The organism is Cupriavidus lacunae, assembly GCF_003353055.1.
GTDB classification, from domain to species: domain Bacteria; phylum Pseudomonadota; class Gammaproteobacteria; order Burkholderiales; family Burkholderiaceae; genus Cupriavidus; species Cupriavidus lacunae.
The window spans coordinates 37791-63435 of sequence record NZ_QKWJ01000029.1; the positions used below are offsets into that span (position 1 = coordinate 37791).

Annotated in this window: 19 protein-coding genes; 6 read left to right on the forward strand and 13 right to left on the reverse strand. The window is 65.5% G+C overall.

The features are described from left to right. Positions 1-321: 321 nt before the first annotated feature. From DN412_RS21985 to DN412_RS22005, 5 genes are all read right to left on the reverse strand, one after another. Positions 322-996 (reverse strand): TetR/AcrR family transcriptional regulator, encoded by a 675-nt coding sequence (locus tag DN412_RS21985; RefSeq protein ID WP_078200256.1) that lies wholly within the window; start codon positions 994-996, stop codon positions 322-324. 120 nt (positions 997-1116) lie between these two features. After that, positions 1117-2754, reverse strand: coding sequence for a cation acetate symporter (locus DN412_RS21990; protein WP_115213512.1), 1638 nt, complete (start codon positions 2752-2754; stop codon positions 1117-1119). Further along, positions 2751-3110: a DUF485 domain-containing protein gene (locus tag DN412_RS21995; protein WP_115213513.1), complete on the reverse strand. Its 360-nt coding sequence runs from the start codon at positions 3108-3110 to the stop codon at positions 2751-2753. Before DN412_RS21995 ends, DN412_RS21990 begins: the two co-directional genes overlap by 4 nt. A gap of 36 nt (positions 3111-3146) precedes the next feature. Then, positions 3147-4370, reverse strand: coding sequence for an FAD binding domain-containing protein (locus DN412_RS22000; protein WP_115213514.1), 1224 nt, complete (start codon positions 4368-4370; stop codon positions 3147-3149). Next, positions 4367-4846, reverse strand: coding sequence for a VOC family protein (locus tag DN412_RS22005; RefSeq protein WP_115213515.1), 480 nt, complete (start codon positions 4844-4846; stop codon positions 4367-4369). The genes DN412_RS22000 and DN412_RS22005 overlap by 4 nt, the downstream gene beginning before the upstream one ends. Positions 4847-5082: 236 nt before the next feature. Here DN412_RS22005 and DN412_RS22010 point away from each other — a divergent pair, with 236 nt between their 5' ends. Further along, positions 5083-6048 carry a TIGR03571 family LLM class oxidoreductase gene (locus tag DN412_RS22010; RefSeq protein ID WP_115213548.1) on the forward strand — a complete coding sequence of 322 codons (966 nt, stop codon included), beginning with the start codon at positions 5083-5085 and terminating at the stop codon, positions 6046-6048. Between the two features lie 146 nt (positions 6049-6194). Then, positions 6195-7109 (forward strand): LysR family transcriptional regulator, encoded by a 915-nt coding sequence (locus tag DN412_RS22015; protein ID WP_115213516.1) that lies wholly within the window; start codon positions 6195-6197, stop codon positions 7107-7109. A gap of 62 nt (positions 7110-7171) precedes the next feature. On the opposite strand, the gene DN412_RS22020 is transcribed toward DN412_RS22015, so the two are convergent. Beyond that, the gene (locus DN412_RS22020) at positions 7172-7831 is read right to left on the reverse strand and encodes a DsbA family protein (protein WP_115213517.1); all 660 of its coding nucleotides are present in this window, start codon (positions 7829-7831) and stop codon (positions 7172-7174) included. Positions 7832-8087: 256 nt separating this feature from the next. Here DN412_RS22020 and DN412_RS22025 point away from each other — a divergent pair, with 256 nt between their 5' ends. Beyond that, positions 8088-9287 (forward strand): FAD binding domain-containing protein, encoded by a 1200-nt coding sequence (locus tag DN412_RS22025; protein WP_115213518.1) that lies wholly within the window; start codon positions 8088-8090, stop codon positions 9285-9287. Positions 9288-9425: 138 nt separating this feature from the next. Then, positions 9426-9650, forward strand: coding sequence for a hypothetical protein (locus tag DN412_RS22030; protein ID WP_115213519.1), 225 nt, complete (start codon positions 9426-9428; stop codon positions 9648-9650). Between the two features lie 221 nt (positions 9651-9871). On the opposite strand, the gene DN412_RS22035 is transcribed toward DN412_RS22030, so the two are convergent. The 7 genes from DN412_RS22035 to DN412_RS22065 form a co-directional block, all read right to left on the reverse strand. Further along, positions 9872-10984, reverse strand: a complete 1113-nt coding sequence (locus DN412_RS22035) for an alkene reductase (protein WP_115213520.1) — start codon at positions 10982-10984, stop codon at positions 9872-9874. 40 nt (positions 10985-11024) lie between these two features. Continuing rightward, a complete protein-coding gene (locus DN412_RS22040; protein ID WP_208647631.1) occupies positions 11025-12227 on the reverse strand; it encodes an MFS transporter in 1203 nt (400 codons plus the stop codon). Between the two features lie 208 nt (positions 12228-12435). After that, positions 12436-13581, reverse strand: a complete 1146-nt coding sequence (locus tag DN412_RS22045) for an FAD binding domain-containing protein (RefSeq protein WP_115213521.1) — start codon at positions 13579-13581, stop codon at positions 12436-12438. A 44-nt stretch (positions 13582-13625) separates the two neighbouring features. Next, on the reverse strand, positions 13626-15896 hold the full coding sequence (locus tag DN412_RS22050) for a xanthine dehydrogenase family protein molybdopterin-binding subunit (RefSeq protein ID WP_115213522.1): 2271 nt from the start codon (positions 15894-15896) through the stop codon (positions 13626-13628). Next, positions 15893-16384 (reverse strand): (2Fe-2S)-binding protein, encoded by a 492-nt coding sequence (locus DN412_RS22055; protein ID WP_115213523.1) that lies wholly within the window; start codon positions 16382-16384, stop codon positions 15893-15895. The genes DN412_RS22050 and DN412_RS22055 overlap by 4 nt, the downstream gene beginning before the upstream one ends. Then, positions 16381-17661 (reverse strand): c-type cytochrome, encoded by a 1281-nt coding sequence (locus tag DN412_RS22060; protein ID WP_115213524.1) that lies wholly within the window; start codon positions 17659-17661, stop codon positions 16381-16383. Before DN412_RS22060 ends, DN412_RS22055 begins: the two co-directional genes overlap by 4 nt. A 189-nt stretch (positions 17662-17850) precedes the next feature. Further along, on the reverse strand, positions 17851-23406 hold the full coding sequence (locus DN412_RS22065; protein ID WP_161564027.1) for a trifunctional serine/threonine-protein kinase/ATP-binding protein/sensor histidine kinase: 5556 nt from the start codon (positions 23404-23406) through the stop codon (positions 17851-17853). A gap of 487 nt (positions 23407-23893) precedes the next feature. Between DN412_RS22065 and DN412_RS22070 the strand changes: the two genes are divergently transcribed. Then, a complete protein-coding gene (locus DN412_RS22070; RefSeq protein ID WP_115213526.1) occupies positions 23894-24580 on the forward strand; it encodes a hydrolase in 687 nt (228 codons plus the stop codon). 208 nt (positions 24581-24788) lie between these two features. Next, positions 24789-25610: an alpha/beta fold hydrolase gene (locus DN412_RS22075; RefSeq protein ID WP_115213550.1), complete on the forward strand. Its 822-nt coding sequence runs from the start codon at positions 24789-24791 to the stop codon at positions 25608-25610. Positions 25611-25645 lie beyond the last annotated feature (35 nt).

The window sequence follows — 25645 nt, forward strand, 5'->3', positions numbered from 1 at the left end:
GGATTCGGTAGAGTGCTCTGGGGTAAGCACTAGTTGCAGGCACGTTTGTGAAGCCGTCGACACTGCGCCGACCAGCATCGGAAGCGCTGTCTCGGCGCGTTGGGGATCCGCTGCCAACTTTCTGGCTACCAGGTGCCATATAGGGCACCCCGTGGCGGGTAGGCGAAGTTCCTGCGCTACGACTTCCGCCTCGCCTGCCGTGCCGCTCAGCCGGGCAATGCTCGCGCTATGCCGTTGGTTCGTATTGGTCAAATTGCATGAGCCGAGCGTACGATGGCGAATCGAGCGAGCCAGGCTGACCGGATCGCGCGGGCCGGTGGCTTACCGGGCGCTTGCGCGCATGGCGCGTATCGCCGCCGGTGCGCCATGCAGGAACATGTCGACCTTCTGGCGGATAGCGGCTTCCATGTCGGTCGGCACCTTGAGCCCATAGACCCATTTGCGCATGCCGATATAGAAGATGGCCGCGTGCAGGCTCCAGATCATCTCGATCTCGGCCTCGGTCTCTGCCGCATTGCGCGGCGCTTCGATGCCGAATGCGTCCCTGACCTCGGCCATCACCGGCAGGAAGACCTTGCTGCGCAGCTTGCTGAGATACTTGTTGTTGATGCCCTCGTGGGTCAGGCCGGCAAAGATAAACAGCCGGATCCATTCTTCGCGGAGGATCACCGACGAGTAGTCGAGGTAAAAGGCATAGAGCCGCTCCGTCAGAGGCATGGAGCGGTCAGTGATCTGCCGGTCCCAGTCAGGGCGCCATTGGAAGACCTCGTTGTACACGCGCTCGATGAGTGCTTCCTTGCTCTCGAAATAGCGATAGAGCAGGGGTTGCGTGACACCGATCTGCCGGGCCAGCTCCCGGGTACTGCCGCCAAAACCATTCCGGGTGAAGTGTTCGATCGCCTTGTCGACGATCTGTTGCTCGCGTTCTTCGGGCAGCAGCCGTCTGGTGCCCTTGACGGCGGCGTCCTCTTGTGCCGGTGCAGTGCCTGACTCCATGACGTTCTCTCTCGCAGTTGCGATGCGGATAATGTCCGGATTCTACCAATCGCCCGATAAATGAGAAGACGGGCGCCTGCAGAGCGTCTGCGTCGCCCGTCCCCGAAGGCGCCTGCAAGCCTAGCTGGCGGTCTTGTTGCCGATCCCCAGTTCGCAAGCCACGCGCTGGTTCTGATACGCCGCGCGCTCCCACGCACCCCGTGCCGAACGGTCCGTCACCGAGAACACATAAATCCCGGCAAAGGCCACCAGCATCGAAAACAGGGCCGGATACTCGTACGGATAGATCGCCGAGGAGTGTCCCAGCACCTGCACCCAGACCGTGGGGCTCAGGATCGTGAGCACGACGGCCGTAACGAGCCCCATCGTGCCGCCAAGCACCGCGCCGCGCGTGGTCAGCCCGCGCCAGTAGATCGAGAGCAGCAGCACGGGGAAGTTGGAGCTGGCCGCGATCGAGAAGGTCAGGCTGACGATGAAGGCGATGGTCTGCTTCTCGAACAGGACGCCGAGCAGGATCGACAGCACGCCCAGCACCAGCGTAGTAATGCGCGAGACCCGCATCTCGTCCTTGTCGGAAGCCTTGCCCTGGCGAATCACCGTCGCATACAGGTCGTGCGAGATGGCGGAAGAGCCCGCCAGGGTCAGCCCGGCGACGACGGCGAGGATGGTCGAGAATGCCACGGCACAGATAAAGCCGAGGAACACGTTGCCGCCAACCGCATGTGCGAGGTGCACGGCAACCATGTTGACCCCGCCGATCACGGCGCCGGCGCCGTTGTGGTAGAGCGGATCCTGCGCCACCAGTGCGATCGTGCCGAATCCGATCACGATGATCATGGCGTAGCCTGCGCCGACGATGCCGGTGGCATAGAGCACGCTCTTGCGTGCGGCCTTGACATTACTGACGGTAAAGAAGCGCATCAGGATGTGCGGCAGGCCAGCGGTGCCGAAGATCAGCGCCAGGCCCAGCGAAACGGCCGACACCGGATCGGAAACCAGGCCGCCGGGGCGCATGATCGCGTCGTGCTTGCCGTGCGCGGCGATGGCGTGCTCGAACAGGCTGTTCAGGCTGAAGCCGAAGTGGCTCATGACCATGAAGGCCATGAACGCACAACCGGCCAGCAGCATGACCGCCTTGATGATCTGGATCCACGTGGTAGCCAGCATGCCGCCAAAGAACACGTACACGACCATCAGCACGCCGACCAGGACCACGGCAGATGTGTAGTTGAAGCCGAACAGGAGCTCCACCAGCTTGCCGGCGCCGACCATCTGCGAGACCAGGTACAGCAGCACGATCACGATCGAGCTCGATGCCGAAAAGCCCCGGATGGGACGTTGCCTGAGGCGGTATGACAGCACGTCGGCCAGGGTATAGCGACCCAGGTTGCGCAGCGGCTCGGCGATCAGGAACAGGATGATCGGCCAGCTGGCCAGGAAGCCGATCGAGTAGATCAGGCCGTCGTAGCCACTGGTGAAGACCAGTGCCGAAATGCCGAGCAGCGACGCTGCGGACATGTAATCGCCGGCTATCGCCCACCCATTCTGCAGGGCCGTGATCTTGCCGCCGGCGGCATAGTGGTCGGCCACGCTGTGGTTGCGCTTGGCTGCCCAGCGTGTCACGACGAGCGTGGCGGCGACGAACACCACGAACATGGCGATGGCGATCAGGTTCAGGCCCTGGCCGACCAGCGGCGTGGCAGCCAGGGCGGGGGTGGCGGCCACAAGGGGGGCAACCCCGGTCAGTACGCGCTTCATGACTGCTCTCCCTTGCGGATCTCCGCGATCATCTTGTCGTAGACGGTGTTGCTGCGATGCACATAGATGGCCACCAGCGCGAAGGTGAAGGCGAACATGCCGAACCCGATGGGTATGCCGATGCTCATTGGCTGCCCCGGTGTCAGGGGCAGGGCAAGCAGATCCGGGCGGAAGGCCAGGGTGAGAATAAAGCCGAAGTAGACCAGCAGCATGGCGGCGGTGAGCCACCACGAGAAGCGGCGGCGCATGCGTTGCAGGCGCTCGAAGCCTGGCTGGCTGAGCATCGGGTGTGGAACCACTGGTGCGTCGATCTCGGCAAGGCCGAGGTTCGCTGGGCAGGGGGCGGCTTGGGGCATGATGTTGTCTCCGTGTGGTTGTTTCCCGGGGGTGGGTCAGAACCGGCGAGACACTGCGGTCTCGCGCATGACCGCCTCGGGCGTGCGGTAGCGTTCGGCCATCTCGCGATCCTGCTCGCCTTTCAGCTGCGCCTGCATATAGGCGCCAAGATGACGTGCGTGCTCGACGATTGCCTGGCCTACCTGAACGCGTTCGGTGCTGTACGCTTCGAGCGCTGTTTCGACAGACTGATGTCCGGCAAGCGCCCGGGCAAGCGCGATGGCATCTCCGGCGGCTTTCGTCACGCCCATGCCGCAATGCGGGCGCGCGACAAAGGCGGCATCGCCGAGCAGCGCGATCCGGCCGAAGGCCATGCGCGGCACGGTCAGGTCGAAAATCGGCTGGAACAGCGGTTGGGCGGTTTTTGCGACGATCTCGGCGAACTGCGGCGCAAGCAGTTCCGTTGCGGCGGCTTCCATGTTGGCAAGCACGTCGGGACGGATCAGGGCGGGCGGGATGCCGTTGGCCCAATACTTGCCGGTGGCGTCGGTCAGCAGATCGGGGAGTTCGTCGTCCTCGCGCGTGGCGCGATACCAGACGAAGTTGTAGCGGCGGTGGCCGGGCTCGGTGCGATTGCCATCTCCCGCCACCGGATAGCCGAGGATCTGCTCGCGAGGGGGCAGGCAGAAGGCGAATTTGTCGAAGATCGCCGCGTGCGTGGCGGATGACACCTGCGATTCATCAACCAGGCCGCGCCAGGCGATATAGCCGGCGTACTCCAGGCCGACCGAAGGCAGCAACCGTTCGCGCACGCCCGACCGGAAGCCGTCGGCGGCGATGACCAGATCGGCGCGGTGCGTCGAGCCGTCCTGGAGCGTGACGACCGCGTGGTCGGCATGCGAATCGACTGCAGTCACTGTGGCGCCGGTGCGATAGGTGCCGGTGAACGCCTTGCCCAGCACGTCATACATCTTTCCCCAGCCCGTCAGTGTTTGCGGCATCTCGCGATCGGATACTGCCGAGCCGTCGCGCGAAAGCGTAATCCGCGTATTGACGTGCACGCCAATGCTGTCGTCGACCACTACGCCGGCGGCGGCCATCGCGTCGAACAGTTCCGGGTGCGTGACGATGCCGGCACCGCGACCGGTCAATGCTTCGGGCGTGCGCTCGAAGATCTCGACGTCCCAGCCATTGCGCCTGAGCATGCTGGCGGCAAATAGCCCGCCGAGCGAGCCGCCCACGATGATCGCCTTCGGTTGCTGATGCAGTACGGTTTTCATGCCATCACTCCGGTGCTTGCTTGCGCCCCGTTCGGCAGTTCCAGGCCTGCAACTTCGGTGGCGGGGTAGTTGAGTTCGATCGTGACGCCCGAGGGGTCCTCGATGAATACCTGGTGGAGGCCCAGGCTCGGGACGGTGCGGTCGCGCCAGGGGATGCCCTCGGCGCGCAGGGTTTCCCACATCTGCCGGACGCCGGTGGCCAGGAAAGCGATGTGGTCGAGCGTCCCGGTGCCGGACGCGGGCGGGGACTTGTCGCCCAGGTAGGCGGACAGGCCCGCAGGGTTGCCGGGATCGACGCCGATGATGTGCACCGTTCCGTAGTCACGCTCGTCGTCGCCCATATAGAGCCAGGCGCCGGGAAAGTCGAACGGTGGCCGGTAACCGCGCCGCATGCCCATGATGCGTTCGTAGAACGCGCAGGACCGCTCCAGGTCGGTGGTGCGTATGGAAAAATGTGCAAGCTTGGTCAGTGCCATCGCTGCCTCCTTAAATTATCGATCGATCAGTGATCGGTTGATAAATAATAGGGCGGAAGCTTCGGCAGGCCAAGGGTGGTGAAGGGTGGTATTTACCCTGATCCAGCTTCTGGCGCCGGGCCCATGGAAAGTGACGCAGCGGATACAAGGGCGGCATGCATCGCTCCTGGCTGCACAAAGCAGCACGGAACGAGGAATGGCATCATCTGCCGGAACACAATCGTGTCGAATGGACCATGTCGAACTTCAGCACTCCACGGCCACAGGCCAGCGCGGCTCCCGCGCTTTTTCGCGAGCATGAACTTTCCATCGGTCTGGTATTGCCGCTGCTCGGTGCCGGCCAGACGGTGGTGGACTATGCCGCGCAGCTCGACCTGGCCCAGCGCGCGGACGCGGCCGGCTTCCGGGCCCTGTGGGTACGTGACGTCCCGCTCAACAGTGCCGGCTATCCCGACCCTGTCGGCCATCTCGACCCGTGGGTGTTGCTGGGCGGACTTGCCGTGCGCACACGGCACGCCGCACTGGTGAGTGGGGCGGTGGTCCTCACCCTGCGCCATCCCTTGCATATCGCCAAGGCGGCCATTTCCACGCATGAGCTTTCCGGAGGACGCTTCGTGCTGGGCATGGGCTCGGGCGACAGGCCTCCGGAATATGCCGCGTTCGGGCAGGACGGCAACGCGCGCCGAGACCTGTTCCGCAACCATTGGGAAGTCGTGAGTGCAGCCGTAGGCGTTCCGTCGCGTGTCATCGCGGATCGGCAGCCCGACGACGGGACCGAGTTCTACATGCTGCCGCGCCAGCGGACCGCGGTGCCGTTGCTGGCCGTTGGCTCGGCCGGGCAGAGCGTCGACTGGATTGCGCGACACGCCATCGGATGGATGACTTATCACCGGGATCCGGCAACCCAGCACGACCGGCACAGCATGTGGCGCGCAGCTTGCGATCGTGCGGCGCCGGGCAGCTTCCGCGCGTTTGGCGTGGCTGTGCGCCTGGAGCTGAGTGAGCGCGCATCGGAACCGCCCACGGCGCTGAACCTCGGATACAGGACTGGGGCGCAGCCTCTGGTGGCGATCCTCGAAGAGATGCGCGCCGCCGGCGTCCATCACGTGGCCTTCAATATCACGGATTCGCAGCGGCCGGTGCCGGACGTGCTCGACGAACTCGCCGCCACGGTTCTGCCCGCCTTTCACGCGCCCGCATGACGCCCATTTCAGGACACCGCAAGCGGGTTCGCGGGCATAATGTGTCGTCCGACACGGACCTCCAACCGGAAGCAGGGGACACGTTCCTGAGCGCCGCATTCGCGCGGTCATGAGCACGATCCGGGGAACCAAGGGTTACGGCAAAGATGGACAAGCTGCTTGCACTGAAGATGTTCGTGGAGACCGTGGATGCGAAGGGTTTCTCTGCCGCGGCGAGACGCCTGGACCTGGCCACATCGTCAGTCACGCGCGCGCTCGACGGCCTCGAGACTTCGCTTGGGGCGGTCCTGCTGAATCGCTCGACACGGCTCATCACCGTCACGGAAGCCGGGGCAACCTACTATCAGCAGGCCCGCAAGATCCTGGATGCAGTGGAAGAGGCCGACGCGTTGATCGCGGATCGGGGCGAGGTGCCGGTCGGGCAACTACGGGTGTCATTGCCCGTGGCTTTCGGGCGCCGCTGCATTGCCCCCTATCTCGGCAACTGGCTCGCGAAGTATCCCCAACTCGAGGTCGAAGTCACGCTGACCGACGACATCGTCGACCTGATCGGCGAGCGCATCGACCTCTCCGTCCGGCTGGGCAGCCCCGCATCCTATGACAACGTCGTGGCGCGGGAGATCGGCCGCTTCCGCCGTCGTGTAGTCGCCAGTCCGGCGTATCTGGACAGCCAGGGTATCCCTGACGATCCGGTTGAACTGGTCAATCATCATTGCCTGCGATTCAGCTATGGCGCGCGGGACCAGATATGGACCTTTCGCCAGGGCGACAACGAGACAACGGTTCCGGTCGGCGGTCGTTTCCGCAGCAACAACGCTGAGGTATTGCGTGATATCGCGCTGGCGGGCGGTGGCGTTGGCCTGTTGCCCGACTGGCTTGTCGATGACGATATCGACAGTGGCCGGCTGACTGCGTTGTTTGATGCGTGGTCGGTTAATCCTGATCAGGCAAGCTCCGCGATCTCTGCGCTGTACCTGCCGAACCAGCGCGGCTCACGGCGGATCGCGGCGTTCCTGGAATTCCTGGCCACGCTGCCGGGGCCGACACGGCGCCAGGGCTGACCCGCTGGCGGCGGATGCGGGCGATGAACCACCCGCATCCGCCACTGCCGACGTCTGCAACCTCACTGCGCGGCCTGCGCTGGTGCCAGCAGGTCCGCGAGTGCCTGGCGGAAGAGCTCGGGCTTCCCGAAGTATCGCCCCAGGGGTAGCCGGGACAGCTTGCCATCCTGTTCAATGGCCAACGTCGGGTAGCCCCGGCCGCCTAATGCCTCGAGAACCCCCTGCGTATTCCGGAGGTGTTCCCCGAGATTGAGCACGGCCTGGTCATAGGCCTTCGAAAATGCCTCCGCATCCATCCCGAGCTCGACGGCAATGCTGACCAGTTCCTCGCGCTCGGAGATGTGCCGGCCTTCGACGTAGTACGCTGTCTGAAGCCGTTTGAGCATGTCCAGGCCCGCGCCGGCCAATGACTCCGCTGCGAGCATCGCCGCCGTTGGCGGCCCGGAATCAAGCTTCACGTCATAGTCGAACTGCGTACCTTCCTGGTACGCCTCGCTGAACGTCTGGCCACTGAGCGCGGTAATGCGCTCCTCATGCGGACGGACGAAGTCGCGCCACTCGGCGGACATCATCTGCGCCTGCGCGCCGGCCAGCATGCCGCCGCTGTGCGCTACCACCTTCAGGCCTTCCATCTCGTCGGCGACCGATACCAGCGGTGCCAGGCCGTAGCACCACCCGCAATATGGGTCATAGACGTAGTGGAGGGTCGCTTGCTTGTCCATGTTGGTTCTCCAGGTTCAACGCAATGCGTTTGCGATGCAGAAAGGTTAGGTTGAACCGCGCAGAAACTGAATGGCATGCCCCCGCAACCCTGCGTTGCGCCTGACGCAAAGTGGTGTGAGGGGGAGGGATCACGGGTCGGCTCGCCTGCGCATTCCCGTTGCCTTCTCCGCAACGCGGTGTTGCATGGCCGCCCCATTCAGCTATCGCACGGGGCCTTCTACGATTGCTCCATCTATTCGTCTACAGGAGCACGACATGGAAGCGAGTCAAGCCCTCGATGCCCGATCGATGGCCCCCGTCGCAGGCGCCCGGCCTGCCTCTGCAGGCCCGGGCAAGGCACTGGTCGTCGGGGGTTCGCTGGGCGGACTGTTTGCGGCCACCGCGCTGCGCGCGGTCGGGTGGGAGGTGGAGGTGTTCGAGCGTTCGCCTTCCAACCTCACCAGCCGTGGTGGTGGCATTGTTCTGCAGCCGGAGGTCATCCGCGCCTTCTCTTTTGCCGGGATCGAACCGGGCGGCGCCCTTGGCGTGCGCTCGCACGACAGGCTGTATCTCGACCGCAGCGGAGACGTACGCCACCGGGAACATGTGCCGCAGACCCAGACATCCTGGAATACGCTCTATTCCGCTCTGCTCAAGAGCTTTCCGATGGAGCGCTATCATCGGGATGCGCGGCTGATCGGGGTGGAACAGGAAGATCACGGCGTCAGTGCCACGTTCTCCGATGGCAGACGGGTACACGGCGACTTGCTGATCGGTGCCGATGGGGGGAACTCCACGGTACGAAAGCTGATGCTCCCCGATGTCTCGCCGACCTATGCAGGCTACGTGGTCTGGCGCGGGCTGCTCGAAGAGCATCAATTGCCCGATGCCGCCAGGCCGCTGCTCTATGAGAACTTCGTGTTCCAGCAGGAACCGGAGTCCCTGATGCTCCAGTACATGGTCCCTGGCGCCGATGGCTCGACGACCCCGGGTCAACGCCGCTTCAACTGGCTCTGGTACCTGAAGGCAGCGCCCGGCGCCGAGCTTGACCGCGTGCTGACAGACCGCGACGGCAAGCGGCGCAGCCATTCCGTTCCGCCCGGCTCGCTTGCTGTCGGGCAGGACGGCTGGATTCGCCAGATGGGGGCGGCGCACGCCAACCCAGCGTTCCAGGCGTTGATCGAGAACACCGACGATATCTTTGTCCAGCAGATCCTGGACCTGCAGGTTCCCCGGATGCGTTTCGGGCGTATTCTGCTGACCGGCGACGCCGCGTTCATTCCCCGCCCCCATACTGCCGGCAGTACGGCCAAGGCGGCTGCCGACGCAGTGTCTCTCGCCAGGGCCGTGGCAGGCGCACAGGACCTCGATGGCGCACTGGCGAGCTGGCAGCAGGAACGCCTGGCGCAAGGCATGCAGATGACTCAGTGGGGCATCGGCATGGGCAATCGCATCATGGGTATCCAGCAGTCCTGAATCGGGACACTCAGGGGCAGGCTTGATCCTGACGCTGGATCGGGCAATGGAAACTGCCCGGTCTCATGTTCGACAGTCGGGCGGCGCCACAGGCGCCGCCCGCTTGCGTTGCCTGGCGTGCGAGCGGACTCGCGCTGGATGCGCCGCCTGAAACACACCTTAGAGTTTCAGTATCAAATAGGCAAATTGCTGTTTTCTACTGAAACCAGATGGATCCCTGGATCGTATTGCCCGGCCGCGTTCGTCGAGGTCAAGCGCTGGATGGGATCGACTGCGGATCGCGATCCGCTCAACGATTCTCGCGACAGCCTGCAGGCATCGATCGTCGAAGAACTCGCCAACCGCTTCCGGTACGGTGCTTAGCGAAGCGGCCCATTTGCTCGGCGGGCCCTCGCCGCGTTGATCGGCCATCTGTATGGCCTGCACTGCAGGCGACGAAGCCTGGCACCGGGAAAGATCCACCGGGGCCAGGCCATGCGCAAGCAGCAAGGGCGCACCACGCCGATCGTCATGACTCATGACGCCCGGCGCGGTGCGCCCCCAGGAACAATGCCACGGCAGTCCGGGCAAGCCAGCCTCCGCGCTCAGCCGAGCGCAGGATAGTCCGTGTAGCCCGTTGCCGTGCCGCCGAAGAACGTGGCCGGATCCGGTGTATTGAGCGCAGCCGAGGTCTTGAGGCGCTGCGGCAGGTCGGGATTGGCAATGAACGGCCGTCCGAACGCGATCATATCGGCACGCCCGTCGGCAATCGCCTGCTCCGCGGTCACGCCATCGTAGCCGCCCGCCAGCATCAGCACGCCGCGGTACTCGGCACGCATCGTGCGGATCATGCTGTCCCAGCGCGGGTCGGCAACTTCGTCCTTGACCGTGCCGACCATCGCCGGCTCCACCAGGTGCAGATAGGCCAGGTGCCAGGCATCGAGGCTGTGTGCGATGTAGCCGAAGGTGGCTTCGGGCGTGGCATCGCCCATACCCATGAAGCGGCCCATCGGCGTGAGCCGCACGCCCACGCGTCCTGCGCCGATCTCCGCCGTCACGGCATCCACCACTTCGAGCAGAAAGCGCGCGCGGTTCTCGATACTGCCGCCATAGGCGTCCGCGCGGTGGTTGCTTTCCGAGTTGATGAACTGATCGAGCAGGTAGCCATTGCCGGCGTGGATCTCCACGCCGTCCATGCCCGCTTCGATGGCATTGCGCGCGGCCTGGCGGTAGTCGTGCACGATCGCAGCGATACCCTCGACGGTCAGTGCCTGCGGTGTCGGGATTTCGCTCCACACGCCATTGCCCTCGGCGTCGACGATGAACGTCTTGCCGGGCACCGGCAGCGCGCTGGGCGCCACCGGCAGCGCGCCGCCGGGCTGGAACGACGGGTGCGAAACACGGCCGACATGCCACAACTGCAGGAAGATCCGGCCACCTTCGGCATGCACGGCGTCGGCCACGGCACGCCAGCCTTCGATCTGTTCGGCGGTGTGGATGCCGGGCGTCCAGGCGTATCCCTGGCCTTGCTGGGAAATCTGCGTGGCCTCGGAAATGATCAGCGCCGCCGACGCACGTTGCCGGTAGTACTCCACGTTCATGGCGCTGGGCACATTGCCTGGCTGGCCTGCGCGCGAACGCGTCAGCGGCGCCATGGCGACCCGGTGGTTCAGATGCAATGGCCCGATCATGATAGGCCTGAAAAGATGGGATGTCATGACAAAGACTCCTGATGACGGAATTTGAAGAGGAACTGGCTCAGCGTCGCGAAGCGAGCACGAGTGCCACAAACGAGACCAGGGCAAGGCCGCTGCCGGTAGCGACGATGCCGGACCAGCCAAAGTGCGTGTAGAGCGCGCTGGCCAGTGCGGATCCCACCGCGCCGCCGGCAAAGATGGCGGTCATGTAGAGCGCGTTCAGGCGTGCGCGGCTGGCAGCATCCAGCGCATAGATCTCGCGTTGGCCCAGCACCATGTTCATTTGCACGGCAAAGTCGAGCACGATACCGGTCAGTGCGAGCAGGTACAGACCGCCCGTGCCGCCGACAAGTCCGGGCATAAAGCTAAGGGCTGCCGCGATCATCGCAACGTAAGAGGCAATGTGCGTGCGGCCCGCGTCTGCCAGCCGGCCGGCGATTGGCGCCGCTACCGCGCCCAGTGCGCCTACCAGGGCAAAGATGCCGATCTGCGATTGCGACAGGCCATAGTGCCTGGCCAGTTCCAGCGGTGCGGCAGTCCAGAACAGGCTGAACGCGGCAAACAGCAGCGCCTGGTACAGCGATCGCTGGCGCAGCACCGCGTAGCGCGTGAACAGATGCCACAGCGAACTCAGCAGGCTGGCATAGGTGGCGCGATGCTCCGGCACGCGACGCGGCAGCGTCGTTGCGATGATCGCCACCGTGGCCAGCGTCATCGCGGAGGCAATATAGAACACTGCGCGCCAGCCGAAATAATGCGCCAGCATGCTCGACAGCGGCCGCGACAGCAGGATGCCCGAGAGCAGGCCGCCCATGATCGTGCCCACCGTGCGGCCACGTAGCGCTTCGGGCGCCAGGTGCGCCGCCAGGGGAATCAGGATCTGCACGCTGACCGAGCTCAGGCCCAGCAGGAGCGAGACCAGCAGGAACAGGCCTGGCTGCGACGAGGTGGCTGCGCCCACGAGGCTGATGGCGGCGGCCGCGCCGCTGATCATCAGCAGGCGCCGGTTTTCGAGCAGGTCGGCCAGCGGTACCAGGAAGAACAGGCCGACGGCATAACCGATCTGGGTCAGCGACACGATCACGCTGGCGCTTTGGGCGGACAGGCCCACGGCCGGCGCGATCAACTCGATGATGGGCTGGGCGTAGTAGAGATTGGCGACCAGTACGCCGGCGCACAGGGAAAACAGTGCGACCAGCGCACTGGACATTGGCGCGGCCGCATGGCCAACGCTGTTGGCGGTGGGAGAGACGGTGGTTTTCATGGCTTCGGGTGTCAGGTTGGGGTGCTCAAAGCTTAGGCGCGCGAAAGCGCTATTTGAATCACAACGGGAAGCAAGTCAGCGTTGCGTGGCGCGCAACGCCTCCGGTGCGGCGGAGTGCTGCGCACGGCAGAAATTTCTCCGGATGTGGATTAATCTCCACTTAAAAATCCTCCATATGATCCGTGCGCCACCACGCTCCGGCATGCAATCAAAGGGCAGGAGCCACGTCCATGATCCGGCGGCCAAGCGCGATGCCCCAGCGCACCAGCCGACGGTCCGCCGGCAGTTGATCGCGTTCCCAGCGCAGCAGCGCGGCGTCGATATCGGTGGCGTGGTCCTGCAGCGCGCGGGCCAGCGCCAGGGCATTGGCGGCAGCCTTGCCGGCTCCCGCGCCGGTGTGCGGGCGCGCCACAAAGGCCGCGTCGCCGAGCAACAGCACGCGGCCGAATACCATCTGCGGCGCTTCATAGTCGTGAATCAACTGAACAAAGGGGTTGGGCGTCGCGGTGACCAGGCCAGCCAGGGCTGGCGCCAGCACATCGAGCGCGGCAACCTTCAGCGCGCGGATCTCGGTGTCCTGCATCGCGCCCGGCGGCAGAGAGTAGCTGTGCCGGTTGCCGGCGCGGTCCTGCAGCAAGGCATCGAGGGCAGGGCCCGACGCGATCTTGCGGTACCAGACCCAGTTCTGGCGCCGCTCGTCCTCGCGGACGCTGCCGTCTTCGCCCGGGATCCGGTAGGTCAGGAACTGGTGGGCATTGCCATCCTGAAAGACGAACGCGTCCTGCAGGAACTGGCGAGTGGATTCGAACAGCGTACGTTCGGGCAGCACACCGCGCCACGCGGCATAGCCGGCATAGGCTGGCACCTCGCCGGGGAGCAGCTGGGCGCGCACGGCTGATACCGGGCCGTCGGCGCCGATCAGCAAGTCGCCTTGCGCCGTGCGTCCGGAAGCAAAATGCGCAGTGACACGGCTGCCGTCCGGCTCGAAGCCGGCAAACGTCTCGCCCGCATGGAGCATCGAATCGTCGATGTGGTGCCGCATACGCTGGTACAGGCCGTTCCACGCAATCTGCGTCTGTGGCATATACACGCGCCGGAACGTGCCATCGCGTTCGATAAAGATGCGGTCGCGCGACGGCACGCCGAAATCGTCGCCGTGCGGCACCCCGGCAAAGTCCAGCGCCTCCACCACGGCGGGCTGCAGCACCAGCCCGCCGCCACGGCTGTCCAGCTCCCGGGGCGAGCGTTCGAAGATTTCGACGTCCCAGCCGATCGCGCGCAGGCAGACGGCACTGAACAGCCCGCCGAGCGAGGCGCCGATGACAAGGGCGCGAGGTCGTTGCGGTGAGGTCATAGGAGCTCCTGCAAGGGGTGGATTGAGGTGCGCCGGCTGGTTGCTCAGGGCGCGATCCTGGCCCGCAGCCGTTCGCCGCCCAGCGGCATATCGCGCAAGCGCACGCCGGTGGCGTCGAACAGAGCGTTGCCGATGGCGCCGGCCGTCGGGCCCATGGCGGCTTCCGCCACGCCCAGGAATGGCGCACCCGGCCGGTCGATCAGATGCACGTTGATCTGCGTGGGAACCGTGGAGAACCGCATGATCGGGTAGGTTCCCCAATCGAAACTGCGAATCCCGGCCTCGTCGAAGTGCAGCTGTTCGTAGAGTGTCCAGCTGGCCGATTGCAGGATGCCGCCCTCGAGCTGGTTGCGGACACCATCGGGATTCACGATCTGCCCGCAGTCGACAGCCACCTCTGCGTGTTCCAGACGCACCTGGCCCGTGTCGCGCTCCACCGAGATCTCCATCGCCATCGCCACGTAGCCCATCAGATTCTTGTACCTGGCGAACGCAAAGCCGGCGCCGTGCCCCGGCTTGCGGGCGCGCTGCGGCCAACCGAACTCCTGCGCCGCCAGCCGGATCACGTCCAGCGCGCGCGGATCGTCCATATGGCGCAGGCGGAACTGCACCGGGTCCACGCCGGCGGCATGGGCCAGGTCGTCCATGAATGTTTCGATCGCGAACACGTTTAGATGCGCGCCCAGCGAACGCATGGCCGAGGTCCGCAGCGGCATCGTCGGCGAAAAGTTGTTGACGATATGGCGGTTCGGCAGACGGTAGAGGGGAATCGCATTGCGGTCGCCGCCGCCCTCGGGCTGCGTCATCGGCACCGACGGCGCTGGCGTGAAGGGCCTGGCCAGATGCGTGGCGGGCAACAGGCGGCCGGCGTTGACCACGCGCTCATTGTGCGAGCTGCTCCAGAGCGCGTAGTCCCAGTTCACGATGGTGCCGTCGGCAGCCAGCGAGGCCTTGACCTGCGCGACCATCGCCGGGGTGAAGTGGTCCCAGAGGTTTTCCTGGTCGCGCATCCATTGCACGCGCACCGGCCGGCCCGGCAGCGCGCGCGCCAGAAAGGCGGCGTGTGCCGCCGCATCGTCGGCGCCGTTGTGGCCATAGCAGCCGGACCCTTCCATGTGGATGCAGCGGATCTTGTCCCTGGGCATCGACAGCATCCCGGCCAGTCCGTCGCGTAGCGGATAGACCCCCTGCGAATGCGTCCACACGGTCAGCACGCCGTCCTGCATATGACCCACCGCGCATGACGGACCGATCGACCCATGCATCAGGTATGGCTTGGTATAGGTGGCATCGAGGGTCTTGACCGGCGTGGCCATCGGCGCGCGTGTATCGGCGATGACGATGCGCTCGGTGGCAATCTGCCTGAGCTGCGTGGTCACCTGCCCGGGCTGCGGCAAAGCACGGCCCCTTCCCCAGCGGCATCCGGCCGACAGTGCGCGCTGGGCCTGCACGGCCTGCCATTCGCGCTGCGCCACCACGGCCAGCAGGTTGCCATCGCGCACGATGGCGAAAAAGCCCGGCGTGGCCCGCGCGCCCGCTTCGTCGACGGACTGCAGCGGCGCGTCATAGGCGGGCGGCAGCACGACGCGTGCGTGCACCATCCCAGGCATCTTCAGGTCCTGCACATAGCTGGGACCGCCAGTGACCTTGCCCGGGATGTCGAGCCGAGGCAGCGCGGTGCCGATCACCGTGAACGAAGCCGGGTCCCGCAGCGCAGACGTGGGCCTCGCCACGACGTGCAAGTCGACGTCGGCAAGCAACTCGGCGAAAGACTTCGAGCGTCCGTCGGCCGCATGCACACGCGCATTACGCAGGGTAAGCGTGGCAGGGTCCGTACGGAGCGTACGCGCGGCGGCATCGGTGAGCAGGCCGCGCACCTGGGCGGCGGCATTGAGCAGTGCACTGCCGCTGTCCGCCATCGTATGGCTGCCCGCGGTCAGGCCCTCATCAGGGGAGCGCCCCGTGTCCGCGGTCAGGAAGGTGATCTGCCCGGGGTCGATCTGCAGTTCCTCGGCGGCCACCTGCAGCAACGCGGTACGCACGCCCGTGCCCAGTTCCACCTTGCCGGTGCAGACCGTGACGCGGTTGTCTGGTGCCACCTTGATCCACGCATCCAGATAGGGATTTGTCTTCAGGCTGCCAGCCAGCTTCTCGAAATCCCTGGCCACGCGCACGGCGGCGCCCTCATCGGCCAGGACGACTTCTGCCAGCGCCTTCCTGCCCGGCAGCAAGGTGAAACCCACCACGATCGAGCCGGAAACCATGAAGGCACGGCGCGCTGGGCTGTCCGGGAGGCTCTTGTCGTCGGGGCTCATCGCACGGTCTCCGTCGCAGGTTTGCCTGTGCCGGCGGAGCGGCCGCTGACTGCGCGGATCGCGGCAAGGATGCGCATGTGGGTGCCGCAGCGGCACAGGTTCGGCTCCATATGCTTGCGGATTTCGGCGTCGGTGGGATGAGGATTGGCTTCGAGCAACGCCTGCGCACGCATGATCATGCCGGCGATGCAGTAGCCGCACTGGGCCGCCTGGTGTTCGATGAACGCTTTCTGAAGCGGGCCTGGCCGCTCAGCCGTGCCCAGGCTTTCGATCGTGCGCACGGGCCGCTTGCCCAACGCGGACACCGGCATCAGGCATGAGAAGGTGGGCTTGCCAGCCACCAGCACGGTGCAGGCGCCGCATTGACCCAGCCCGCAGCCGAACTTGGCGCCATGCAGGTTCAGGTCCTCGCGCAGCGCGTACAGCAGAGGGGTCGAAGGATCGATGTCGAGCGAGTGGCTGACGCCATTGACTGTGAGCTGGATCATTTTGCTGCGTCTCCCTTGCGAAGATCGGCCACTGCTTGCGCGACGCCATCCCACGGCGGCAAACGGGAATAGGTGGCCCTGAGGTAGGCCGCCAGGTCGCCCATCTGCGCGTCGTCCATGGCTTCTTCGAATGCGGGCATGTAATGCAGCGCCTGCTCGCCTTGCCAGGGCACGCCTTCGAGCATCATCCGGATCGCATTGCGCGGTGTGGCGGCATGGATGGCACTGCTCGTCGCCAGGCCGGGACGGTCGCCTATGCTCTGCATCGGTGCCTTGTCGCCATGGCACGATGCACAGGCGCCGGCAAACAGCACGCTGCCGCGCCGGATCGCCGCCTGGTCCCCCGGCGGCACGCTAGAAACGCCGCTGTCCGCCGACGCCGGCGTCTGCCGCGAGAACAGATAGGCGACCATCGCTTCCACGTCGGCCTGCGGTACCGTGGCCAGCTCCTGCGTGACCGGAAGCATTGGCCCGGCGGCTGCGCCATGCGCGGACGAAATGCCCGTGCGCAGGTATGTGACAAGCTGCGCCTCTGTCCACGGCACCGGCCCATGCGCCAGGCGCGTCAAGGGCGGTGCCTCCCAGCCGTCGATCACACCGCCCTCGAAGGCCTTGCCCCATGTTTCGCCGCCGATGAGGTTCAGCGGCGTATGGCACGCGGCGCAGTGGCCGAGGCCATTCACGAGTTCGCGTCCGCGATGCCACTGCGCGCTGCGCGAGCTGTCCGGGGTTTCGGGGCCGGTGCGCAGGAACAGTACATTCCAGAACGCCACGAGCGGCCGGAAGTTCAGCGGAAAGACGAGATCGTTGGGCGGCGCCTTGGCCACCACCGGGTCGCGGCGCATCAGGTACGCGTAGGCTGCAGCGATGTCCGCGTCGGACATGCGCGTGTAATGGATATACGGGAAGGCGGGATAGAGCTGATGGCCATCGCGCGAGATGCCGCGGCGCATGGCGCGCGTAAAAGCTTCCAGCGACCACGTGCCGATGCCGGTTTCAGGATCGGGCGTGATGTTGGTGGAGTAGAGCGTGCCGAACGGCGTCGACAATGGCAGCCCGCCGGCATAGGGCTTGCCATTGCGGGCGGTATGGCAGACCGCGCAGTCTCCCAGGGCTACCACACGCGCACCGCGCAGCGTGAGCTGGCCGTCGAATGAGGACGGCGCGGGTGGCTTGATGGGGGCAGTCGCCCGCTCCCACATCAGGGTCAGCGCAACGCCCGCGACCACGACGCCGGCGACGGCCAGCATGGGGGCCCATCGATATCGAAGCTTCATGGTACGGGCCTCCCGTGAATTCGCACCCTTGTTGATGGGAAGCGTAGGAGGCGGGGCGGGGTGTCAGCAATTGCCGGGTGGTGGGTGCTCCTTCACACCTTGGTATGAGTTGGATGACCGGCGACTAGCAGCCCCGGCGACGTGGCACCACGTTAGCTGGTGGATTCCGCCACGGGCGGCGCAGACGTGCTAGGCCCCGCCGTGGATCGGTATGGTGAACGCGAACATGCTGCCGTACGGCACCAGCGGCGCGGCTCGCAGTTGTCCCTTGTGGCCTTCGATGATCGACCGGCAGATCGCCAGCCCCATGCCCATGCCGTTGGCCTTGGTCGTGTAGAACGGTTGGAAGACCTGTTCGAGCAGGTTTCCGCCGATTCCCACGCCGGTGTCGGCCACGCTCAGCTCCAGCGCGGCTCCGTCGACGATGCGCGTGACGATATGCATCTCACGCGGGCGGTCGTTCCCCTCGCTCATCGCTTCCAGGGCATTTACCACCAGGTTCAGGATCACCTGCTGGAGCTGGATGCCGTCGCCGAACACCGTGGGGTGTTCGGCATGAAGCGCCAGCTTGACGGCAATGTGGCGGCGTTCGATCTCGCTGCGCGAAATGACCAGGATATGCCGCACCGCCTCGTGGATATCCACCGGCCCAAGCACGGGCGCCGTATTGCGCGTCAGCGACTGCAAGCTGCGGATCATGTCACCGGCACGCTGGCCGTCGCTGGCAATGGCCTCCAGGCTTTCGCGGGCGTTGGCAAGATCGGGGTTGGGGCGCGTCAGCCATCGTAGTCCGGCGCCGGCGTTCGAGACGATCGACATCAGCGGCTGGTTGATCTCGTGCGCGATCGATGCGGTAAGCTGTCCCACGGTGGTGGCACGCGTCACGCGGGCCAGGTCGGCCTGTGCGCTGCGCACCGCGTCTTCCGCCTCGCGCCGCGTAGTGATATCGGTGACGGTCCCGACATACTCGAGCGTGCCGTCTTCCGCTGGCATGGGCTCGCCCACGGCTGCCAGGTGGCGTATGGAGCCATCGGTTCGAATGATCCGATGCTCGACGCGGATCGGCAGCCACTGTTCGACATGGTTCGCCACCACCTTGCGTACCGCGGCCCTGTCTTCGGGATGCATGCGTGCGACGAAGTCTTCGAACGCGATCTCGCACTGCGCGGGGTCGAGTTCAAAGATGCGCCGTAGCTCTTCCGAGCAATAGAAACGGTCCTGGCGCAAGTCCCAGCGCCAGCTGCCGGTGTGGCTCACACGCTCGCCCATGACCAGCGAAGCCTCGCTGGCGCGCAATTCACGCTCCATATTTTTCCGCCGTTCGTTTTCGGTAAGCAGGTCGTCATAGAGACGGGCAGTGCGCAGCGAAATCGCGGCTTGCGCGGCGATCAGCTCCAGCAGGCGCGTTTGGTCCAGCGTAAAGGCGTCGCGGACCAGGCGGTTTTCCAGATAGAGCGCCCCGATCACTTCATTGTGGCGCAGCATCGGAATGCAGATGGCCGAGCATTCGGGGTGTGCCAGAAGGTAGGGATCCATGGCGGACGGGTTGGCGGACTGGGCCGCCCCCACCATGGCCACCTGGCCCGAGCGGATGGCGGTGTGGAACATCGACAGCGGCAGCGCGTCCGCCGCCAGCCTGTCCTGCACCAGATGCACGCGTATGCCCTCTGCCGAGGTGTCGGCGCAAGCCTCCACCAATGGCCCTTCGGGCTGGATGCGTATCAGCAGCCCACGCTGCGCGGTTGCATATTCCAGCGCAATCGTCATCAGCTTGTCGATCAGGCGGTCCAGCCGGATTTCTTCGGTCAACGCCCGCGACGCCTTGATCACGCTTTCCGCGTCCACGGACTGCCGACCGTCGCCCAGGTACCAGGTGCGCAGCGTCCCGGCGTCGACAAGATCGGGATGCCGGGCTTCCATCTGCCCGACTTTGCCCGTGGCGCCCCAGCGCAGGTAATGATCCCGGGCAGCGCGGCGATGTGCCCTTGCCGCCGACGCCAGTCCCAGCGTGGCGCAGTGCCCTGCCGCCCGCTCGTATGCCATGGCGGCGATCTGCACGAACCCTTGTGCTGTTGCTTGGGCAATTGCCGCTTCGTAGCGCGACATCGCGCCCAGTGCGTCGCCTTCCAGCCTTGCCAGCTCCGCCTCCACCAGCAGCGCCTTGTCGGTGAACATCGCCGGATTGGCATCGGCCCAGGCACGGATCTGGCGTGCATCGGCGCGCAGCGTTTGCCATGCCGCCGGATCCGGTGAGTCGGGCATGGCGGCGATGGTCAGCGCGCGGCACAGGTGAAAGTCGAGCTGGTGGATGTGGGCCGGCGCGGACCATGCAAAGCCGGCCGCACGGTCCAGGCACTGTGCCGCCAGTTCAGGCTGATCCGCAAGAAGCACGATCGTGGCGCGATAGAGCCAGTGCCAGAACTCGAATGTCGAAAGACGTTCGCCGGCAGAGCCGTGCGTGGCATCGGCATCGAGTGCAAGGGCCTCCCCGGCCGGAAATTCCGTAGTGCGCAAGCCATCGATATAGCGCTGCTGCAGCAGCAGGATCAACTCGACGTCATGAAAGCCGGCGCGGCGCACCACCTCCAGCCCGCGCCCGATCTCGGCGCGGATTTCGTCCAGCCGGTCTCCGCGAACCATCATCGTGGCCACGATATGACAGCACTCGTAGCATGCCGTGGTCAGGTCGCCATGGGCGATGCCCGCGGCAAGGCCCGCGCGGGCGCACTCGATCGAATACGACAGCGGCTGCGTCCATACGCTGAGCTGGTCCAGCGGCAGAAGCGTGCGGGCTTCGTAGGCGGTGTAGCCATGATGCGTCACCAGCCGGCGGGCCATTTCCCCATAGCGGAAGCCGTCGGCAAAGGCACCGTAGCGGTGGCAGACCATGACTCCCAGCCAGGCTAGCGATGCGGTGGACGGGGCGGCCATGCCGTGGGCGAGCGTGAGCCGCAGCATCTCGCAATGACCCAGAAACGCAAGGTTCTCGTCGGTGAAGCTGGCGGGTACCAGCAGCGCGGACAGCAGACTCATCGCGGCCTCGGTCTCGGCATCGCGAACCTGGGCCAGCATGAACATCTCGGGCAACTTGTCTGGCGCCAGCAGCGGGCGGATCGTCTCGTACAACGCATCGCATGCCGCCGCGCTGGGGTGCGGGCTCAGCACAATGCCCATCGGACGCAGGCTGGCGATCGCGGTCCCCACCGCGAGCGTGTTCTCCGAGCGGCGTGTATGCATTTCGATCTTGAGCCGGTAGACGCCGGCTTGCTGCAGCAGGTCCGCCGACTGACGGATCAGTCGGGTGGCCAGCGCCAGCGCATCATCGAGGCGGCCGAGCTGGAACCAGCAGGTCGCCTGTTGTTCGAGCAGCGCAAATTGCAGTGGGTGACTTGCATCCGGATGCGTGGCGGCCTTGCGCATGAAGGTCATGCCACTTTCCACATAGCCCAGTGCCGCACCGTAGGCCGCCGCGCGCCGGGCGCGCAGTGCGGCCGTGTGGAACAGCCAGGCCACGTCCAGCGCTTCCTCCGGCGTCGTGACCAGCGCTTGCGCCTGCGCCAGCAGGCCGCTGGCACGGAACAGCACGTCGTCGCGCACCTCGTCGCCGACATCGTCACGCACCCGGGCAGCCAGCAGCCGGCCGGCGCGCAGGCATATGTCCGCGTGGTCGTCGGCCGCCAGTCCGGCGTGCGCCGCTTCCTGGACGCGGTCGTGCACAAAGGCATAGGCGCCGTCTTGTGCCAGCAATACCACGCCGGCCGCACGGGCCGGCGCCAGCCGCGCGTGCAGCGCACGTTCGCTGATGCCGAAAGTCCCGCATAGCAGCGACATTTCGGCACGGCGGCCCAGGCAAGCCATGCCGCCTAGCAGACGGCGGGTCGGATCGGGCAGGCGGCCCAGGCGCTGCAGCACCAGTGCCGCCACGTTGTCCGTATGGGCATGCTGCGCGATGCGCGCGAGATCGTATTGCCAGCCATCGGCATCGGACGAATAGACGAGCAGCCTGTCATCGACCAGCGTCGTCAGGAACTGGATAACGAAGAAAGGGTTGCCGAGCGTCTTGTCATGCACCAGCCGGGCCAGTGGCAGAAGCGCCCGCGCCGACGTACGCAAGGTCTCCGCCAGCAGGTTGGCCACGGTTGCCTCGGAAAACCCGTCCAGCACCACGTCGTGTACCGGCACGCTTTGCCGCAGGCGTATCAGCGCATCGGCCCCGGCGGTTCGCGTGCTGCAGACCAGCAGCAGCGGCGGCGGGGCAGGGTGGCGCACCAGCCGGGCGAGCAGATGCTGGGACGGTGCGTCGAGCCACTGGCAATCGTCGATCAGCAGCACGAACGGGCAGTCTGACCGCGAGAATGCGCTCACCAGCTCGCGCATGGCGATATCGACATGGACATCGGCGTCGGCGGCTTCCGAAGCGGGGAGGGGCGGGAAATCGTCCACCAGCAGCCGCAGCGCCGGCGCGATGCTGCACGCCAGTTCGCCATGGGCGCCCAGGCCCTGCATCAGGCGCACCTGCCACGCGCGTACTTCCTCCTCGGGCAGACCCAGGATCTGGTGGACCAGTCCCAGGAAAGCCTCGGCGATTGGCGCGTATGGCACGTCCTGGCGAAACTGGTCGGCCTTGCCCATGGCACACCACACGCGCTGCGGCCGCAGGGATTTGGCGAACGCATGCATCAGCGCGGATTTGCCGATCCCTGACGGGCCTGTCAGCGCCACCGCCGTAGAGCATCTGGCGGCGCTTACGTGGCCAAATGCTGCGGACAGCTGGTGCAGGGCGCCATCCCGCGCAATCAGGCCATCGGGCAGGTCGAGGCCGGCAGGCTGGTCGCGCTCGCCCGGCTCAAAAGGCGCGATGTCCCCGGTCTCCTGCCACGCTGCCATGCAGCGCCTGAGGTCGACCTCCAGCCCGGCGGCTGACTGGTAGCGGCGGCTCGGGTTCTTGTCGAGCAGCTTGAGCACGATTCGGGAGAGGGCCTCCGGAATCTCCGGCACAATCTTGTGGAGCGGCACTGGCGCACTGGCCACGTGGCTGTGGATCCATTCAGCCAGGTCACCCGGATTCCTGGCCGCGAGCGGCAACTGCCCGCTCAGCAACTGATAGAGGATCACACCAAGCGAGTACAGATCGCTGCGGGCATCGATGGCATGGCGTGTACGGCCGGTATGCTCGGGCGACATGTAGGCCGGGGCTTCGCTACCCATCATCATCGCCGCGGGCCACCCATGGCTGCCGTCGTGGTGGCAATTCCCGCCGGACTGGCGCACGGCAAAGCCGAAATGGCCGATGCGGCAGTGTCCCGCCGCATCGACGAACAGACTGAACGGCGTGACCGCGCGGTGGATCAGACCACTTTCGTGTGTGGATTTCAGTGCGGCGGTGGCGCCGAGCGCAATGCCCAGCACGCGTCCCACTGGTTGGCGCCCTGGCAGCAGCGTGACCAGGGGGTCGCCGCAACGATCGTCGTAAAGCGAAGCGATGCCGCTGCGGTAGTGGCTGATGCCGCGCGGAACCAGCGCCCAGTCATCGCGTAGCAGCGCGCGCAATGCGTATTCGTTCCGGATGCGGTGCGCAGCATCGGATTCCACCTGGCTCGATACCGCATGCGCTATTACCACAGTCTCGCCAGTGGATGCATGAGTGCCGCGCGAGAAGGCGACGATGCCGTCCTGATGGATCGTTTCGAAACGATAGTCGCATAACGCAAAAGCGTCTGGCAGGCCGATAGTGTCGGTCATCATGGCGCGGCGCCGAGGGTAGTCAAGGGATCCCAACACGTCCACTGCCCGCCTGGAGAGCATAGGTCCGTCGGACTTCGCTGCATATAATACTGTGGTATTGGCGCCCGCCGCCGCCTGACCGTCTCGTTGCCACCACTCGTGTGTCGCAAGCGCCGCGCTTAAAGCGCTCCAGGCCGATGGGTCCGCTCCTTCTTCATGTGCGTCCGCACAATTTTCCTGATCTTCGCCGTGTTTGCAGACACGAGCCACACCACGCAGGAAAGCCACGCCAGTATCCGCTGTTCAGCCGCGGCAATCAGCGGAACGTTTCGGCAACTAATACGAAAGTTTGATGGCTACCGCGGCGAGGGCTGTCTAGTCTTGCATCCGGTGGCATCGTGCGATTCCCGCTGACGGGAACACCACCCTCCGATGCCATCCGGGCGGACTGCTCAGCACATGCTGCGATGCCCGTCTGCGCCCCCAACCGTCATTGAGGAATCAGACCATGTCGAACCCCAAGCTCGAAGTCCTGACCCCGCAAAACAGCCAGCTCATCATCATCGACCAGCAGCCGCAGATGGCCTTCGGCGTCCAGTCGATGGACCGCCAGGCGCTGAAGAACAATGTGGTGGGCCTGGCCAAGGCCGCGAAGATCTTCAATATCCCGACCACCATCACGACGGTCGAAAGCGAGTCGTTCTCGGGCTACACGTACCCGGAGGTCCTCGACGTCTTTCCGAATGCGAAGACGCTCGAGCGGACCTCGATGAACTCGTGGGACGACCAGAAGGTCCGTGACGCGCTGAAAGCCAACGGTCGCAACAAAGTCGTCGTGGCCGGCCTGTGGACCGAAGTCTGCAATACGACGTTCGCCCTGTGCGCGATGCTGGAAGGCAACTACGAGATCTACATGGTGGCCGATGCCTCGGGCGGCACCAGCAAGGAAGCGCACGACTACGCGATGCAGCGCATGGTGCAAGCCGGCGCCGTGCCCGTGACCTGGCAGCAGGTGCTGCTCGAATGGCAGCGTGACTGGGCGCACCGCGATACGTATGATGCCGTGATGAAGCTTGTCAAGGAGCACTCGGGCGCCTACGGCATGGGCGTCGACTACGCCTACACCATGGTCCACAAGGCGGCGCAGCGCACCGCCACGACGCACGAGTCACTGGCCCCGGTCCCGGCCCGCTGATCATTCCCACGCCAAACGAGCCATTTGCATGAACGCAGATAAGAACACACAGGAAGCGGGACACTCGTCGGTGCGGCGCAAGGTGCTGCTTTCGAGCGTGGGCACGGTTGGTGCTGCCGCCGTGGGCGCCGTCACGACATTCGGCGCCCCCGAAGCCAATGCAGCCGGCAAGGCGGGCGCGCCTCACCATTCCGGAGGATCAAGACAGATGAACTACATTACCAGCAGGGACGGTACGCAGATCTTCTACAAGGACTGGGGCTCCGGGCGTCCGGTCGTGTTCTCGCACGGCTGGCCGCTCCACGCTGACGCTTGGGATGCCCAGATGCTGTTCCTGGCGGGGAAGGGCTTCCGCGTGATCGCACACGATCGTCGCGGCCACGGCCGTTCGGGCCAGCCGGCGCAGGGCAACAACATGGACACGTACGCCGACGACCTGGCCGCGCTGCTGGACGCGCTCGACCTCCATGGCGCCACGCTGGTCGGCCACTCCACCGGCGGTGGCGAAGTGGCGCACTATATCGGCCGCCATGGAACCAAGCGCGTGGCCAGGGCCGTGCTGATCGGCGCCGTGCCGCCGATCATGGCCAAGACCGCGGCCAATCCCAACGGCCTGCCGCTGGACGTGTTCGACGGCATCCGCAAGGGCGTGGCCGACAACCGGTCGCAGTTCTACAAGGACCTGGCCGTGCCGTTCTTCGGCTTCAACCGCCCGGGCGCCAAGGTCTCGCAGGGGACCATCGATACCTTCTGGGCACAGGGCATGGCTGGCGGTATTCTGGGCCAGTACGCATGCATCAAGGAATTCTCGGAGGTGGACTACACCGAGGACCTGAAGAAGATCACGGTGCCCACGCTGATCCTGCACGGCGATGACGACCAGATCGTGCCCATCGATAACTCGGCCAGGCTGTCGGCAAAGATTGTCAAGAACGCTACGCTCAAGGTGTACCCGGGCGCGTCGCACGGCATGTGCGTGATCAACGCCGACCAGGTCAACGCCGACCTGCTGGCCTTCCTGAACGCATAGGCTCATGTCAGTCACCCGCCGGCAATTCATCGCTT